Origin of the sequence: Rhodoferax sp., from assembly GCF_030653815.1 — a bacterium.
GTDB lineage: Bacteria > Pseudomonadota > Gammaproteobacteria > Burkholderiales > Burkholderiaceae_C > Rhodoferax.
In genome coordinates, this window is record NZ_JAURYQ010000036.1 from 137900 (window position 1) to 150777 (window position 12878).

Below are 12878 nucleotides of genomic sequence, written 5' to 3' on the forward strand. Positions count from 1 at the left end.
CCCTTGAGGTGGCCTGATGGGACCGCTCGACCTGCTGAACCATGCTGTCAATTTTGCGGCCCCGGCTTTTTGGCTGGCCTTGCTGCTCCCGTGGCTGGCCCCGTTGTTGACCGGAAAAAGGGCCTCGGCTTATTCCCGACCCAGGCAGTTTGGACTCCTATTTGCAGCAGGTCTGGTGGTGCTGGCGCTCGGCTTGGTGCTGTTGGGCCAGGATGGCAAGATGCTGACTTATCTGGCCTTGGTCGCCACGGCCGCTTCCGGCCAATGGTTCATGCGCAAAGGCTGACCGGCGCAAACAGGTCGATCCGATCGGTGATGATGCCGTCGATATCCAGGTCCAGCAGGCGCCGGGCTGCGGCTTCTTCGTTGACGGTGTAACTCAGGGTCTTGAAACCAGCACTTTGAGCCTGCGTGACGCTGACCTGATCCCACAACACATGGTCACAGATGATGGCGACACAGCCCAGGCGTTGCGCGGTTTCCAGCCAGCCAGGCCAAAGTGCCTCAAGCAGCAGACCCCGTGGCAACTCAGGCTGGGCCGCCATGGCCGCCTCCAGGGCTGGCACCTCAAAGGACGTCAGCAACGGCGGCACGCTGGCGTTTTGCCACAGCCGTGCGACGTGTCGGGCCACCACGTCACCGGTCTGACGCTCCTGGCCCGGCGAGGGTTTGATTTCGATATTGATGCAGTACCCATTGCGTAAGCAAAAGCGGGCAATGGCGTCCAGGGTGGGCAAAGGCTCGCCGGCAAAGCGGCGCGAATGCCAACTGCCGGCATCGAGCTGGGCCAGTACGCCCCAGGGATGGTTGCCGGCGATCACATCGCTGTTGGCCCCCAGCTTTTCCGCGGCATCGGTGGTGCGGGTCAGGCTGTCGTCGTGCAGCAAAAAGGGCACGCCGTCACTGCTCAGTTTGACATCGCACTCGAACATGCGATAGCCGTGGCTGGCCCCCAGCCGAAAGGCCGCCAGGGTGTTCTCCGGGGCCAGTTGGCCAGCGCCGCGGTGGGCGATCCAGCGCGGGTAAGGCCAAGGGCTGGGCGGCATGGGCTATTTTTCTCAGGCTTCGCGGCGCAGGGCCGGGAACAGGATCACGTCGCGGATGCTGCTGCTGTCGGTGAGCAGCATCATCAGCCGGTCCAGACCCACGCCGCAGCCGCCGGTGGGCGGCATGCCGTACTCCAGGGCGCGAATGAAGTCATGGTCGTAATACATGGCTTCATCGTCGCCCTCATCCTTGGCGGCGACCTGCGCCTGGAAGCGGGCGGCTTGCTCCTCGGCATCGTTCAACTCGCTGAAGCCATTGCCGAATTCGCGACCCGTGATGTAGAGCTCGAAGCGCTCGGTCACTTCCGGACGGCTGTCGTTGGCGCGCGCCAGTGGCGAGATTTCGGTCGGGTGCTCCATGATGAAGGTCGGTTGCCAGAGTTGCTCTTCGACGGTTTCTTCAAAGTACAGCACCTGCAAGCTGGGCAGGCTGCGGGTGGAAATGTGGTGTTTGGCCTCTGTGATGCCGAGTTTGGGCAGCACGGAGCGCAGCCATGCGGCGCTATTGACCTTCAAGCCCGAACCGTCGTCAAGCATCTGGCCTGCCTCGGTGTACTTGCAGATGGCCTCGGTGATGGTCAGGCGCTCAAAGGGCTTGCTCACATCCACCGCCTTGCCCGCGTAGCTGAGCTGCAGGGTGCCCAGGGCGCGTTGCGCGGCATCACGAATCAAGGCTTCGGTGAAGGTCATGAGGTCCTGGTAGTCCCAGTACGCCGCATAGAACTCCATCATGGTGAATTCAGGGTTGTGCCGCACGCTGATGCCTTCGTTGCGGAAGCTGCGGTTGATCTCAAACACGCGGTCAAAGCCGCCAACGATCAGGCGCTTGAGGTAGAGCTCGGGCGCAATGCGCAAGAACATCTGCTGGTCCAGCGCATTGTGGTGGGTGGTGAAGGGCTTGGCATTGGCGCCGCCCGGAATCGGGTGCAGCATGGGAGTTTCAACTTCAAGGAAGTTGTGCGCCACCATGAATTCACGAATGCCCGACACGGCCTTGCTGCGCGCCACGAAGCGCTTGCGTGTGTCTTCGTCGGTCATCAGGTCGACATAACGCTGGCGGTACTTGATCTCCTGGTCGGCCATGCCGTGAAACTTGTCGGGCATCGGGCGCAGGCTTTTGGTCAACAGGCGGATGCTGCTGGCGTGAATGGAGAGCTCGCCGGTCTTGGTTTTGAAGACCAGACCTTCGGCGGCCACGATGTCGCCCAGATCCCAATGCTTGAAACCGGCGTAAACATCGGCCCCCACATCTTCTCCCTTGATGTAGATCTGGATCCGCCCGGTGCTGTCTTGCAGCGTGGCAAAACTGGCCTTGCCCATGACACGCTTGAGCATCATGCGACCGGCCACTTTGGCCTTGGTGCCTTGTTCAGTCAAACCTTCGGGCGTTTGCCCGGCGTGTGCCAGAAACAGGTCGGCGGCATGGTCGGCGGGCTTGAAGTCGTTCGGGAAGGCAACGCCCTTGCCCTCAAGCTGCGCCTGGCGCAAGGCCTTGAGTTTCTCGCGGCGCTCCAGGATCAACTGGTTTTCATCCTGCGCAACGGGATGGAGGGAGGGGTCGGTGGTGTGGTCAGACATGTGGGTCATTCATAAAAGCTGCATTCACGCCATCAAGCGGGCAGCAAAACAAAGGCGGTTTCGACAGAACCTCACATTTTAAGAGCTAGCGCGCCGCTCGTTATCATTGCCGCTGCTTCTCAAACCTGCAGTGATGCCATGCTTTATCAGATTATTTCCCTGTTGCTTGAGGTCGTGGTGGGCGTGGTGGGTGGTGCCTGCCTGCTGCGGCTGTACATGCAGTTCCTGCGCATCCCGATGTCGGCCCGCTCGGGCAACCCGCTGGGGCGCTTTGTCTTTGCGCTGACCGACTGGATCGTGCTGCCATTGCGCCGCGTGTTGCCGTCGGTGGGTGCGCTGGACACGGCGAGCCTGGTCGCAGCTATTTTGCTGCAGTTGGCCAAATTCGGCTTGCTTTGGCTCATTGCCGGTGCCGGCGGTGGTCTGTTTGTGTTGCCGTTGCTGGCGGTGTTCGGCTTGCTGAGCATGGCCATCACGGGCTTGACGGTGGTCGTGATTGTGTATGCTGTGTTGTCCTGGGTACCTACCTCGTCGGTCATCAGTGACGTGATGGCGCGTTTGGTCGAGCCGCTGTTGCGTCCCATTCGCCGCATCTTGCCTTTGGTGGGCGGCATTGATTTGTCGCCCCTGGTGCTGCTGCTGATTTTGCAAATTGCAGCCATTGTGCTGGGCGGCTTGCAGGCAGGTGTTTTGGGCGGTGCTTGACCAGTGCTCCCGGCGATCCCTGTCGTTGCGTAGCGCACCCGGGCGCAAAAAAGCCCGCTGACTTTTCAATCAGCGGGCTTGGTCAGCTGTCAGGTCTGATCAGCGGTCGTTTTTGGAAAAACGTTTTTGTGCGTCACGCGGTACAAACACTTTGCCACCACCCGCGGGTTTGGCAAATGCGGGTTTACCGAAGGGTGGCTTGCGGGCAGCAAAATCACCGCGGGGTGCTGCCCCAGCGTTGCGGTCGCTGGCAAAGCGGTCGTTGAAACCACCCTTGCGTTCGTAGTTGAAACCTTCACGTGGCGCGCTTTCGCGTGGGGCAAATGAGCGGTCTTCGCGGCCGGCAAAACCGCCGCCGTTGTTGTTCGGGAAATTACCAGCGCCCACCATGCGGGGGCCACTGGCATTGCGGTCGCCGAAGCCGCCACGTGGCGCGTCAAAGTTGCCACGTGGCGCGTCAAAGCCACCGCTGCGGCCACCGCCACCAAATTTGCGGTCACGGCTGTTGAAGTCGCCACCACCCCGGTTGTCGCGGCCGCCAAAGCTGTTGGGACGTGACTCGGGAATGCGCTGCTTGGGTTCCAGGCCTGGCACCACTTCGGCCTTGATGGGCTGGCGGTTGAACGATTCGATGTCAAAAATCTTGCGGCGATCACGCAATTCGGCGAAGGTCACGGCCAGGCCGTCACGGCCAGCACGACCGGTACGGCCAATGCGGTGGGTGTAGTCTTCGGCTTTCATCGGCAGGCCAAAGTTGAACACGTGGGTGACCGTGGGCACGTCAATGCCGCGGGCTGCCACATCGGTCGCCACCAGGATCTGCACCTGGCCCTGGCGCAGTGCCATCAGGCGGCGGTTGCGCAGACCCTGGCTCAGGGCACCGTGCAAGGCGACGGCATCGAAGCCATCTTGTTGCAGGTCGTTGGCCAGACCATCACATTCAATTTGCGTGCTGGCAAAAACGATGGCCTGGTTGATCGTGGTGTCGCGCAGCCAATGGTCGAGCAATTTGCGCTTGTGCTGGGCGTTGTCAGCCCAGAACAGCACTTGCTTGATGTTGGCGTGTTTTTCTTGCGGACTGTCGATGGTGATGCGCTGGGGTTCGCGCATCACGCGGGAAGCCAGTTGCTGAATGCGCGGCGCAAAGGTGGCGCTGAACATCATGGTTTGCTTGCGGTCAATGGTGAGCTGGTTGATTTCAGCCAGGTCATCCGAGAAGCCAAGATCCAGCATGCGGTCGGCTTCGTCGACCACCAGGAACTGCACCTGGTCGAGCTTGATTTGCATGGAGCGCTGCAGGTCCAGCAGACGGCCTGGAGTAGCCACCACCAGATTGGCGTTTTGCAGCTTGGCAATCTGCAATTGGTAAGGCATGCCGCCCACGATGTTGGCCACGCGCAGACCACGGCAATGTTGCACCAGGTCAATCGCGTCGTGGGCGACTTGCTGTGCCAGTTCGCGGGTTGGGCAAACAATCAGCGCACCCGGGGTGGGGGCACTGAAATGACGCGGGTTGGTCGGGTCTTTGCGCTTGGCACGCTTTGGCGGAGCTTCGCCTTTTTCAGCGGCCTCAGCCACAGCGCGCTCGTAGTCAGCGCGGGCATCGATTTCAATTTGTTCTTGCTGCTTGAGCAAGGTGTGCAACACGGGCAACAGAAAAGCAGCTGTTTTGCCGCTACCGGTCTGGCTTGACACCATCAGGTCGACAAATTTGGCAGCCTTGCCCTCAGTGGGCACGCCTTGCATGGCGAGCGGAATTGTTTTCAGCTGCACCGTGGTCGGTTGGGTAAAGCCCAGGTCTTTCACGGCAGCAATCAGCTCCGGGGCCAGGCCCAGGGTGACAAAACCGTTGGGAATGTCTTCAACCACGGGGGCTGCTGCCTCGGTGGCGTCAATCGTATCAACGCCATCGTGTGGCAGCAAGTTGATGTCGTTGGAAAGGTTTTCGGCAGACGAAAGTTCGCCAGCCGCTAAAGAAGCGTCAGTCATGGAATGTCCTCATACGCGAAGCCCCGCAAGTTGTGCGGTGGATCCGTGTGGTGGTTAAAAAACATCAACCATCAAACGGAACCGGCTTTGACTCAACAAGGTGAGTGCGTCTGGAAGCAGGGGGTCTTTTTGAGGCAGGTTGGAAATCAACCTGGCTGCAGACCCAGTGAATGTTGGGAGATGTGCAAAATTCGCTGCTATTTCAGCGAAGCCGCAAATTATGCCATGAATTCGGGTTTCTACTTATGTATCTTGCGAAATTTATTCAGCGGGCAGGTTCAGGAAGTGCTTGCGGTAGTGTTCCAGCTCGTCAATGGACTCATGCACATCAGCCAGGGCCGTATGACGTTGCTTTTTCTTGAAACTCTTGTAGACCGTCGGCGCCCAGCGCTTGGACAGTTCCTTGAGCGTGCTCACGTCCAGGTTGCGGTAGTGAAAAAATGCTTCCAGCCTGGGCATGTATTTGGCCAGGAAGCGCCGGTCCTGGCCAATGCTGTTGCCGCACATGGGGGCGCCGCTCTTGGGTACGTAATGCGCCAGAAACTGGAGCAGTATTTTCTCGGCTTCCTCTTCCTTCACGGTGGATGCCTTGACCTTGTCGATCAGGCCGCTTTTGCCGTGCGTGCCCTTGTTCCATTTGTCCATCTTGTCGAGCAACTCGTCGCTCTGATGGATCACCAACACCGGGCCCTCGATGCGCCGGGTCAAATGGGCGTCGGTGACGATCACCGCAATTTCAATGATGCGCTCCTGCTCCGGGTTTAGCCCCGTCATCTCGCAGTCCAGCCAGACCAGGTTGAGATCCGATTTGGCCAGGGGTGGTGATTCGATGGGGGTGTTGGCGTGGTGCATGGGGCAAATTGTCGCCGATGACCTAAACTTGCCCGCCATGACTGACACGCTTCTCTCTGCTTCACTTGTACTGTCCTCGGTTTTTGCCGCTGCTCTGGCCTTGAGTCTGGTGCTCAGGTTCTGGCTGGCCTCGCGCCAGATTCGCCATGTGGCACTGCACCGTGACGCGGTACCAGCGGCTTTTGCGCACACCATCTCCCTGGCGGCGCATCAAAAAGCCGCCGACTACACCGTGGCCAAAGCACGCCTCGGGCTGATTGAAATCGCGCTGGGTGCGGCGGTGCTGCTGGCTTGGACTTTGATGGGCGGGCTCTCGGCACTGAATCAAGCGCTGACCCAGTTCACGGGTCAGGGCATGGCGCAGCAATTGGGCTTGATGGTGGCCTTTGTGGTGATCAGTGGGGCCATCGATTTGCCGATGTCCTGGTACCAGACATTTGTGTTGGAACAGCGCTTTGGCTTCAACAAGATGACGTTCAGGCTGTGGCTGGCTGACCTGCTCAAGGGTGGGTTGATCGGCGCCTTGATCGGGCTGCCGATCGCTGCTTTGATTCTCTGGATGATGGCTGCCGCCGGTAGCCTGTGGTGGTTGTGGGCCTGGCTGTTCTGGATGGGGTTCAACCTGTTGCTGTTGGTGATCTACCCCACCTTGATTGCGCCCCTGTTCAACAAGTTTGCGCCGCTGGAAGACGTAACCTTAAAGGCCCGTGTGACGGCCTTGATGCAGCGCTGCGGTTTTTCTGCCAAGGGCTTGTTCGTGATGGACGGCAGCAAGCGCAGCGCGCACGCCAATGCCTATTTCACCGGTTTTGGGGCGGCCAAGCGCGTGGTTTTTTACGACACACTGCTGGCCAAGCTGAGCGCGCCCGAGGTGGATGCGGTGCTGGCCCATGAGCTGGGCCATTTCAAGCACAAGCACATCATCAAACGCATCATTTCCATGTTTGCCCTGAGCCTGGCTGGCTTTGCCTTGCTGGGCTATCTGACCGGCCAAGTCTGGTTTTACACGGGCTTGGGGGTACAGCCCAATCTGGCAACCAGCAATGATGTGCTGGCCTTGCTGCTGTTCATGCTGGCGCTGCCGGTGTTCAGCTTTTTCATTGCCCCGCTGTTTGCACAAGTGTCACGCAAGCACGAGTTTGAGGCTGATGCTTATGCCGTCGGGCAAACCAGTGCGCAGGATCTTTCCAGCGCACTGCTCAAGCTCTATGAAGACAATGCCTCCACCCTGACACCAGACCCTCTGTATGTCAGCTTTTATTATTCGCACCCGGGTGCCTCGGAGCGGCTGGCGCGCATGCACGGTTCGGTTCCGGCGGCTGCCTGATTTATTTCAACCAACATGTCCCAGGTACAACAAAGACGCGCCCTGACGGCCACCGAAGTGGTCACCCGACTGGCCAAGCTGGAGGGCTGGCGTCTGGACGGGGACGGCACGGCGGTGGTGATCCAGAAAACCTTCCGTTTTGCCGGCTTCGCCCAGACCATGGCGTTCGTCAATGCCGTGGCCTGGCTGGCCCAGACCCGTGACCATCACCCCGAACTGATCGTGCGCTTTGACAATTGCACGCTGCGTTACAACACGCACGATGTGGCCGGTCTGTCGCAGGCCGACTTTGATTCGGCCGTCGCTGTGGATGCGTTGCCTGGTGCAGCCCATCCAGTGCCTGTATGACGAACGCTCAACGCGCGCCTGGTCTGATCGTGGCCAACTATGGGCGTCATTTCCTGGTTGAAAACTCGGCCGGAGATCGTTTGATTTGCCATTCACGCGGTAAAAAAAGCCAGGGTGTGGTGGGGGACAAGGTGTTGTGGCTGGCCTCGCAAGACGAAGGAACAATCGAGAAAATTGAGCCACGACGCAACCTGTTTTACCGCCAGGACGATGTGCGCACCAAGATGTTTGCCGCCAACCTGGATCAGGTGCTCATCCTGATTGCAGCCGAGCCTGAATTTTCCAGCAGCCAGTTGTCACGCGCCTTGATCGCTGCCGAAGAGCAGCACATCACCCCCATCATTGCGCTGAACAAAAGCGACCTCACCGAACCCTTTGCCCGCGCCTGGAACTGGCTGGCGCCTTATCGGCACATGGGTTATGACGTGTTGCCGCTGTCGCTGGCGGACGCAGCCGCGGGTCGCGCGGCACTCAGCGAGCGACTGGCAGGCAAAACCACACTGGTGTTGGGTCCGTCGGGTGCCGGCAAGAGTACTTTGATCAACTGCCTGATTCCGGGCGCGTTGGTACAAACCGGCGTCTTGTCACAAGCCCTGAGCAGCGGCAAACACACCACCACCAGCACCACCTGGTATTGGGTGGATGCGGCTAAAACAACGGCCTTGATCGACTCGCCCGGGTTTCAGGAGTTTGGCCTGAACCACATTGACCCTGCCCAACTGGCGGCCTACATGCCTGACCTCAAGCCCCATGTCAGCAACTGCAAGTTCTACAACTGCAGCCACTTGCATGAACCGGGTTGTGGTGTGATCGCCGCGGTGAATTCCGACGACAAGCCCGACAGTATCAGTGTGAACCGATATCAAATTTACAGTGACCTTTATGCCGAGCTGAAGCAGATGCGGCGGTATTAAATTGGTTTCAGCCCTTGGCTGTGACCAGTTTGGCCAGGGCGGCCACCAGCTGCCCACATTGTTCGGGCGTGCCCACGCTGATGCGCAAATAGGCGTCAATGCGGGCTAGTTTGAAATGCCGCACCAGCACACCTTGCGCGCGCAAGCCTGCGGCCAGGTCTGCCCCCTCATGGCCGGGATGCCGCGCAAAGACAAAATTGGTTTGCGACGGCAGCACCACGAAACCCAGGTCTTCCAGTGCCAGTACCAGACCCTCGCGGCTGCTCATGACCGCCTGGCGGGTCTGCTCGAAGTAACCGTGGTCTTCAAATGCGGCCACGCCGCCCGCCAGCGCCAATCGGTCCAGCGGATACGAGTTGAAGCTGTTTTTCACCCGGTTCAGGGCCTCAATCAGGTGCGCCTGACCACAAGCGTAGCCGATGCGCAAGCCGGCCAGCGAGCGTGACTTGGACAGCGTGTGCACCACCAGCAGGTTGGGGTAGCGGTCAATCAGGGTCATGGCCGTCTGCCCACCAAAGTCGACGTAGGCCTCATCGACCAGAACCACCCGTTTCGGGTGCAACTGCAACAGGGTTTCAATGTCAGCCAGTGGCAAGCCGACGCCGGTGGGGGCGTTGGGGTTGGCAATGACCACACCGGCGACGTCCTGGTCTGCCGGACAGGCGTAGTCGGCTACATGCAATTGCAAGCCTTCGCGCAACGGCACGGTGCGTGCAGCAATGCTGTACAAGCCGCAATAAACTTTGTAGAAGCTGTAACTGATATCGGGCATCAGTAGTGGGCAGCCCTGCTGGAAAAAGGCAAAAAAAGCATGGGCCAACACTTCGTCGGAGCCGTTGCCCAAAAAAACCTGTTGGGGTGTCAGTTCAAAGTGCCGGGCAATGGCTTGCCGCAGGGTGCCGCCATCGGGGTCGGGGTACAACTGCAAGCCATGTTGTGCGGCTTGCTGGATGGCCGCGACCACACGGGGTGACGGCGGGTAGGGGTTCTCGTTGGTGTTGAGCTTGACCAAGTTGGTCATTTTGGGTTGCTCGCCTGGCACATAGGGCACCAGTTGCTGGACGATGGGGCTGATAAATTGGGCGTTCAAGAGAGGGTTCACTTCAAAAAAATGGGGGCTCGGGAATTGGCTGCCAAGCGTAGTGTGTTTGCGTTCAGGCGATGAGTCGTGCCAGCGTCAAAAGTGCCAACAGCACCACCCACATGACCACGGCGCGCCAGACCAGACCAACCAGAATGGCCAGGTGGGCCAACTCGGGGGCTGGCCGTTGACTGGCACCTGAGGCCGGGCCGGCTGAGGCGGGTATACCGGTGCCCGGCACCGTTCCAAGCTGAATATTGATGGCACCCGCGGTGGCGGCCAGCACCAGGCCGTCATTGTCGGTGCCGGATTGCGCCGCGTATCGGCGCCAGCCGTCGATGGCTTCTTCAAAATTTCCCACCACGGCAAAGCCAAGCACTGTCATGCGCGCAGGCACGCCATCGATCCAGTGCCAGGCTGTGCGGGCATTGGTTTGTAGCGCCGAGCTGACCGGCTGCGCCATGGCCTGGCTTTTGTGCTGCCAGTAGCGGGCGACAAATTCGGACAGACGGTACAACACCGCGCCCATGGGGCCCAGTCCCAGCGCGGCCAAAACGGAAAACCAGGCCAGCACACCGAAAACATGGCGGTGGGCGGCCAACACTGAAAACTCGATGACGCGGCCGATGATGTCACTGCGCGACCAGGACTGGGTGTCGATGTGCTGCCATTGGGCCAGTAGCGAGCGGGCCAGTGCATCATCGTCATTGGCCAAGGCATCACGGATCTCGGTGAAGTGAAAACTGAACTGGCGAAAGCCAAGGGAGGCGTAAAGCACCAGGGCGCTCCAAATGACGGCCAACGGCCAACCGACCCAGTAAGCCAAAGCCCAGTAAATCAGCAAGGCCAGGCCAGAAGGCAGGCCCACCGCCAGTCCCCAGGCCAGCCAGCCATGCAGGGATTTGCCTGCGTCCAGGTTGCGGCTGCAATAGCTGACCCAAGAACGCATAGCGGCATGGATCGAATTGCCGCGGCTCAGGGGGCGCGCCTGGTCCAGCAGCAAGGCAAACAGCACAGAGATAAAGCTCATGCGCGAATCATAGCGGCTGTGAGCTTCAGGCCAGCAAAAAACGGTAAAAGTTGCGCAACATGCCTGCCGTGGCACCCCAGATAAAGCGCTCGGTGTGGGCGTCCTGGTAAGGCATCGACAGCCACTGACGCTGCCCACCCTGCCAGTCCACCTGATGGTGCCGATGGTGGGCCGGGTTCATCAAATAGGCCAATGGGACTTCGAAGACGTCGGCCACCTCATACGGGTTGGGCTTCAGGACGAAGCCGGGCGAGATCAGTGCCACCACCGGGGTGATGTGAAACGCGGACCCTGTGACATAGACCGGCAACTGACCCAGCACCTCGACAAAATCTGCGGTCAGGCCAATTTCTTCCTGGGCTTCCCGCAGGGCGGCGGCGGTAGCGCCCGCATCGGTCTCGTCCACCTTGCCACCAGGAAAGGCAATTTGTCCGGAATGGGTACTCAAATGGGGTGTGCGCAGGGTAAGCAACACGGAGGGTTCCGGGCGCAGCACGATGGGCAGCAACACAGCAGCCGGCAGGGGCTGGCGGTCCATGAATTTCTTTTCAGCTAAAAACTCAGGCTGCCAAATGGGTGGTGCGGCAAAACGTGCACGCAGCGCATCAGCTTGCAGCCTCGGGTACTCGATTGCCGGCAGATGGTTGTCGATCCGGATCACCGGTATTGTGCGTGGATCGATCGTGGGCAAGCTCATGGTGATGGCTGAAAAACAGGGCGAAAAAAAACCGCCACAGTTGACTGAGGCGGTTTTTTTGAGCTGGGCGCTGGCAGATCAAGCAGCAGTCGTTGCCACCACTTTGCGCGCGGGCAGCTTTTCCTTGATGCGCGCCGATTTGCCGCTGCGGTCACGTAGGTAGTACAACTTGGCACGGCGCACGTCGCCACGGCGCTTGACTTCGATGCTGGCGATCAACGGGCTGTAGGTCTGGAACGTGCGCTCGACACCTTCGCCGCTGGAAATTTTACGCACGGTGAAGCCGCTGTTGAGGCCGCGATTGCGCTTGGCAATCACCACGCCTTCGTAGGCTTGCAGACGCTTACGCGTGCCTTCAACCACGTTCAGGCTGACGACGACAGTGTCGCCGGGGCCGAACTCGGGGATGGTCTTGTTCAGGCGAGCAATTTCTTCTTGCTCAAGGATTTGGATCAGGTTCATATGTTCTTTCAATGATCATGTCAGCACCAGCATCACCATGATGTATGCCCCGGTGCCAGGCACCTGGGCGGTCTTACAGAGGATCGGATAGCCGATTATTATAGCCTGAGAGTGCAGTTTCGTCAGCGCGGTCCAATTGACCTGCGCGGCGGGCCTGTTCAATCAATTCAGGGCGCAAACGTTGGCTGAGCAACAGGCGCTGGTCTCGGCGCCAACGCTCGATATTCACATGGTGGCCGCTGAGCAGCACATCTGGAACGGCCTGGCCCTGCCAGACTTCGGGTCGGGTGTAGTGCGGGCAGTCCAGCAGGCCATCCAAGGCCGGATTAAAACTGTCCTGGGCGTGGCTGTCGGCGTCCCCGAGCACGCCGGGTTGCAGTCGGGCTACCGCGTCAAGCAGCGCCATGGCGGCAATTTCCCCGCCCGACAGCACAAAGTCGCCCAGACTGATTTGCTCGGTGACATGGGCATCAATAAAGCGCTGGTCAATGCCTTCGTAGCGACCACAGATCAGTATCGCACCGCAGCTGTCAGACCAACGCGTGACCATGGCGTGATTGAGGACTTGGCCAATGGGCGAGAACAGGACGACGGGTGCGTCGTCGGTGCGCTCGGCGCGCACGGTTGCCAGGCACTGAGACAGCGGTTCGGCCATCATCACCATGCCAGGACCACCACCAAAGGGTCGGTCGTCGACACGACGGTAATTCCCTTGCGCAAAATCACGCAGGTTGCGCAACTGCACATCGACTTGACCGGATTCAAAGGCACGCCGGGTGATGCCTGTGCTGAGCAGAGGGGCAAACAATTCCGGAAACAGCGTCACCACGTCAAATCGCATGATGCCGC

At 59.8% G+C, this 12878-nt stretch carries 14 protein-coding genes; 5 read left to right on the forward strand and 9 right to left on the reverse strand.

The features are described 5' to 3' along the window. Positions 1–16 precede the first annotated feature (16 nt). On the forward strand, positions 17–286 hold the full coding sequence (locus Q7U49_RS12300) for a hypothetical protein (protein WP_304764554.1): 270 nt from the start codon (positions 17–19) through the stop codon (positions 284–286). On the opposite strand, the gene ugpQ is transcribed toward Q7U49_RS12300, so the two are convergent. Then, positions 270–1046, reverse strand: coding sequence for a glycerophosphodiester phosphodiesterase (ugpQ, locus tag Q7U49_RS12305; protein WP_304764555.1), 777 nt, complete (start codon positions 1044–1046; stop codon positions 270–272). The two genes, Q7U49_RS12300 and ugpQ, sit on opposite strands and share 17 nt — an antisense overlap. Positions 1047–1058: 12 nt before the next feature. Then, positions 1059–2624: a lysine--tRNA ligase gene (gene lysS / locus Q7U49_RS12310; protein ID WP_304764556.1), complete on the reverse strand. Its 1566-nt coding sequence runs from the start codon at positions 2622–2624 to the stop codon at positions 1059–1061. A gap of 138 nt (positions 2625–2762) precedes the next feature. On the opposite strand from lysS, the gene Q7U49_RS12315 reads away from it, so the two are divergent. Beyond that, positions 2763–3329 carry a YggT family protein gene (locus tag Q7U49_RS12315; protein ID WP_304764557.1) on the forward strand — a complete coding sequence of 189 codons (567 nt, stop codon included), beginning with the start codon at positions 2763–2765 and terminating at the stop codon, positions 3327–3329. A gap of 99 nt (positions 3330–3428) precedes the next feature. Here Q7U49_RS12315 and Q7U49_RS12320 read toward each other — a convergent pair whose 3' ends face one another. Both Q7U49_RS12320 and orn read right to left on the reverse strand, forming a co-directional pair. Then, positions 3429–5318 (reverse strand): DEAD/DEAH box helicase, encoded by a 1890-nt coding sequence (locus Q7U49_RS12320; protein ID WP_304764558.1) that lies wholly within the window; start codon positions 5316–5318, stop codon positions 3429–3431. A 261-nt stretch (positions 5319–5579) separates the two neighbouring features. Continuing rightward, entirely contained in the window at positions 5580–6170 is a 591-nt protein-coding gene (gene orn / locus Q7U49_RS12325; protein ID WP_304764559.1) for an oligoribonuclease, read from the reverse strand. Between the two features lie 37 nt (positions 6171–6207). Here orn and Q7U49_RS12330 point away from each other — a divergent pair, with 37 nt between their 5' ends. The 3 genes from Q7U49_RS12330 to rsgA are packed head-to-tail and all read left to right on the forward strand — an operon-like array spanning position 6208 to position 8759. Beyond that, entirely contained in the window at positions 6208–7497 is a 1290-nt protein-coding gene (locus Q7U49_RS12330; RefSeq protein ID WP_304764560.1) for a M48 family metallopeptidase, read from the forward strand. Positions 7498–7512: 15 nt separating this feature from the next. Next, on the forward strand, positions 7513–7845 hold the full coding sequence (locus Q7U49_RS12335; RefSeq protein WP_304764561.1) for a 4a-hydroxytetrahydrobiopterin dehydratase: 333 nt from the start codon (positions 7513–7515) through the stop codon (positions 7843–7845). Further along, positions 7842–8759: a ribosome small subunit-dependent GTPase A gene (gene rsgA / locus Q7U49_RS12340; RefSeq protein ID WP_304764562.1), complete on the forward strand. Its 918-nt coding sequence runs from the start codon at positions 7842–7844 to the stop codon at positions 8757–8759. Before Q7U49_RS12335 ends, rsgA begins: the two co-directional genes overlap by 4 nt. Before the next feature lie 7 nt (positions 8760–8766). Here the strand turns inward: rsgA and hisC are convergent, their stop codons facing one another. The 5 genes from hisC to trmD form a co-directional block, all read right to left on the reverse strand. Beyond that, the gene (gene hisC / locus Q7U49_RS12345; protein ID WP_304764563.1) at positions 8767–9849 is read right to left on the reverse strand and encodes a histidinol-phosphate transaminase; all 1083 of its coding nucleotides are present in this window, start codon (positions 9847–9849) and stop codon (positions 8767–8769) included. Between the two features lie 64 nt (positions 9850–9913). Beyond that, positions 9914–10870, reverse strand: a complete 957-nt coding sequence (locus Q7U49_RS12350; protein ID WP_304764564.1) for a cobalamin biosynthesis protein — start codon at positions 10868–10870, stop codon at positions 9914–9916. Positions 10871–10895: 25 nt separating this feature from the next. Further along, positions 10896–11567, reverse strand: coding sequence for a CoA pyrophosphatase (locus Q7U49_RS12355; RefSeq protein ID WP_304764565.1), 672 nt, complete (start codon positions 11565–11567; stop codon positions 10896–10898). 78 nt (positions 11568–11645) lie between these two features. Next, complete coding sequence (gene rplS / locus Q7U49_RS12360) at positions 11646–12029, reverse strand: 50S ribosomal protein L19 (protein WP_304764566.1); 384 nt, start codon at positions 12027–12029, stop codon at positions 11646–11648. A gap of 73 nt (positions 12030–12102) precedes the next feature. Further along, entirely contained in the window at positions 12103–12870 is a 768-nt protein-coding gene (gene trmD, locus Q7U49_RS12365) for a tRNA (guanosine(37)-N1)-methyltransferase TrmD (RefSeq protein WP_304764567.1), read from the reverse strand. Positions 12871–12878 lie beyond the last annotated feature (8 nt).

Excerpts from the sequence above, each read along its gene's own strand:
- Q7U49_RS12300 (WP_304764554.1), top strand. The coding sequence starts at position 17 with ATGGGACCGCTCGACCTGCTGAACCATGCTGTCAATTTTGCGGCCCCG.
- ugpQ (WP_304764555.1), bottom strand. The coding sequence starts at position 1,046 with ATGCCGCCCAGCCCTTGGCCTTACCCGCGCTGGATCGCCCACCGCGGC.
- lysS (WP_304764556.1), bottom strand. The coding sequence starts at position 2,624 with ATGTCTGACCACACCACCGACCCCTCCCTCCATCCCGTTGCGCAGGAT.
- Q7U49_RS12315 (WP_304764557.1), top strand. The coding sequence starts at position 2,763 with ATGCTTTATCAGATTATTTCCCTGTTGCTTGAGGTCGTGGTGGGCGTG.
- Q7U49_RS12320 (WP_304764558.1), bottom strand. The coding sequence starts at position 5,318 with ATGACTGACGCTTCTTTAGCGGCTGGCGAACTTTCGTCTGCCGAAAAC.
- orn (WP_304764559.1), bottom strand. The coding sequence starts at position 6,170 with ATGCACCACGCCAACACCCCCATCGAATCACCACCCCTGGCCAAATCG.
- Q7U49_RS12330 (WP_304764560.1), top strand. The coding sequence starts at position 6,208 with ATGACTGACACGCTTCTCTCTGCTTCACTTGTACTGTCCTCGGTTTTT.
- Q7U49_RS12335 (WP_304764561.1), top strand. The coding sequence starts at position 7,513 with ATGTCCCAGGTACAACAAAGACGCGCCCTGACGGCCACCGAAGTGGTC.
- rsgA (WP_304764562.1), top strand. The coding sequence starts at position 7,842 with ATGACGAACGCTCAACGCGCGCCTGGTCTGATCGTGGCCAACTATGGG.
- Q7U49_RS12350 (WP_304764564.1), bottom strand. The coding sequence starts at position 10,870 with ATGAGCTTTATCTCTGTGCTGTTTGCCTTGCTGCTGGACCAGGCGCGC.
- Q7U49_RS12355 (WP_304764565.1), bottom strand. The coding sequence starts at position 11,567 with ATGAGCTTGCCCACGATCGATCCACGCACAATACCGGTGATCCGGATC.
- rplS (WP_304764566.1), bottom strand. The coding sequence starts at position 12,029 with ATGAACCTGATCCAAATCCTTGAGCAAGAAGAAATTGCTCGCCTGAAC.
- trmD (WP_304764567.1), bottom strand. The coding sequence starts at position 12,870 with ATGCGATTTGACGTGGTGACGCTGTTTCCGGAATTGTTTGCCCCTCTG.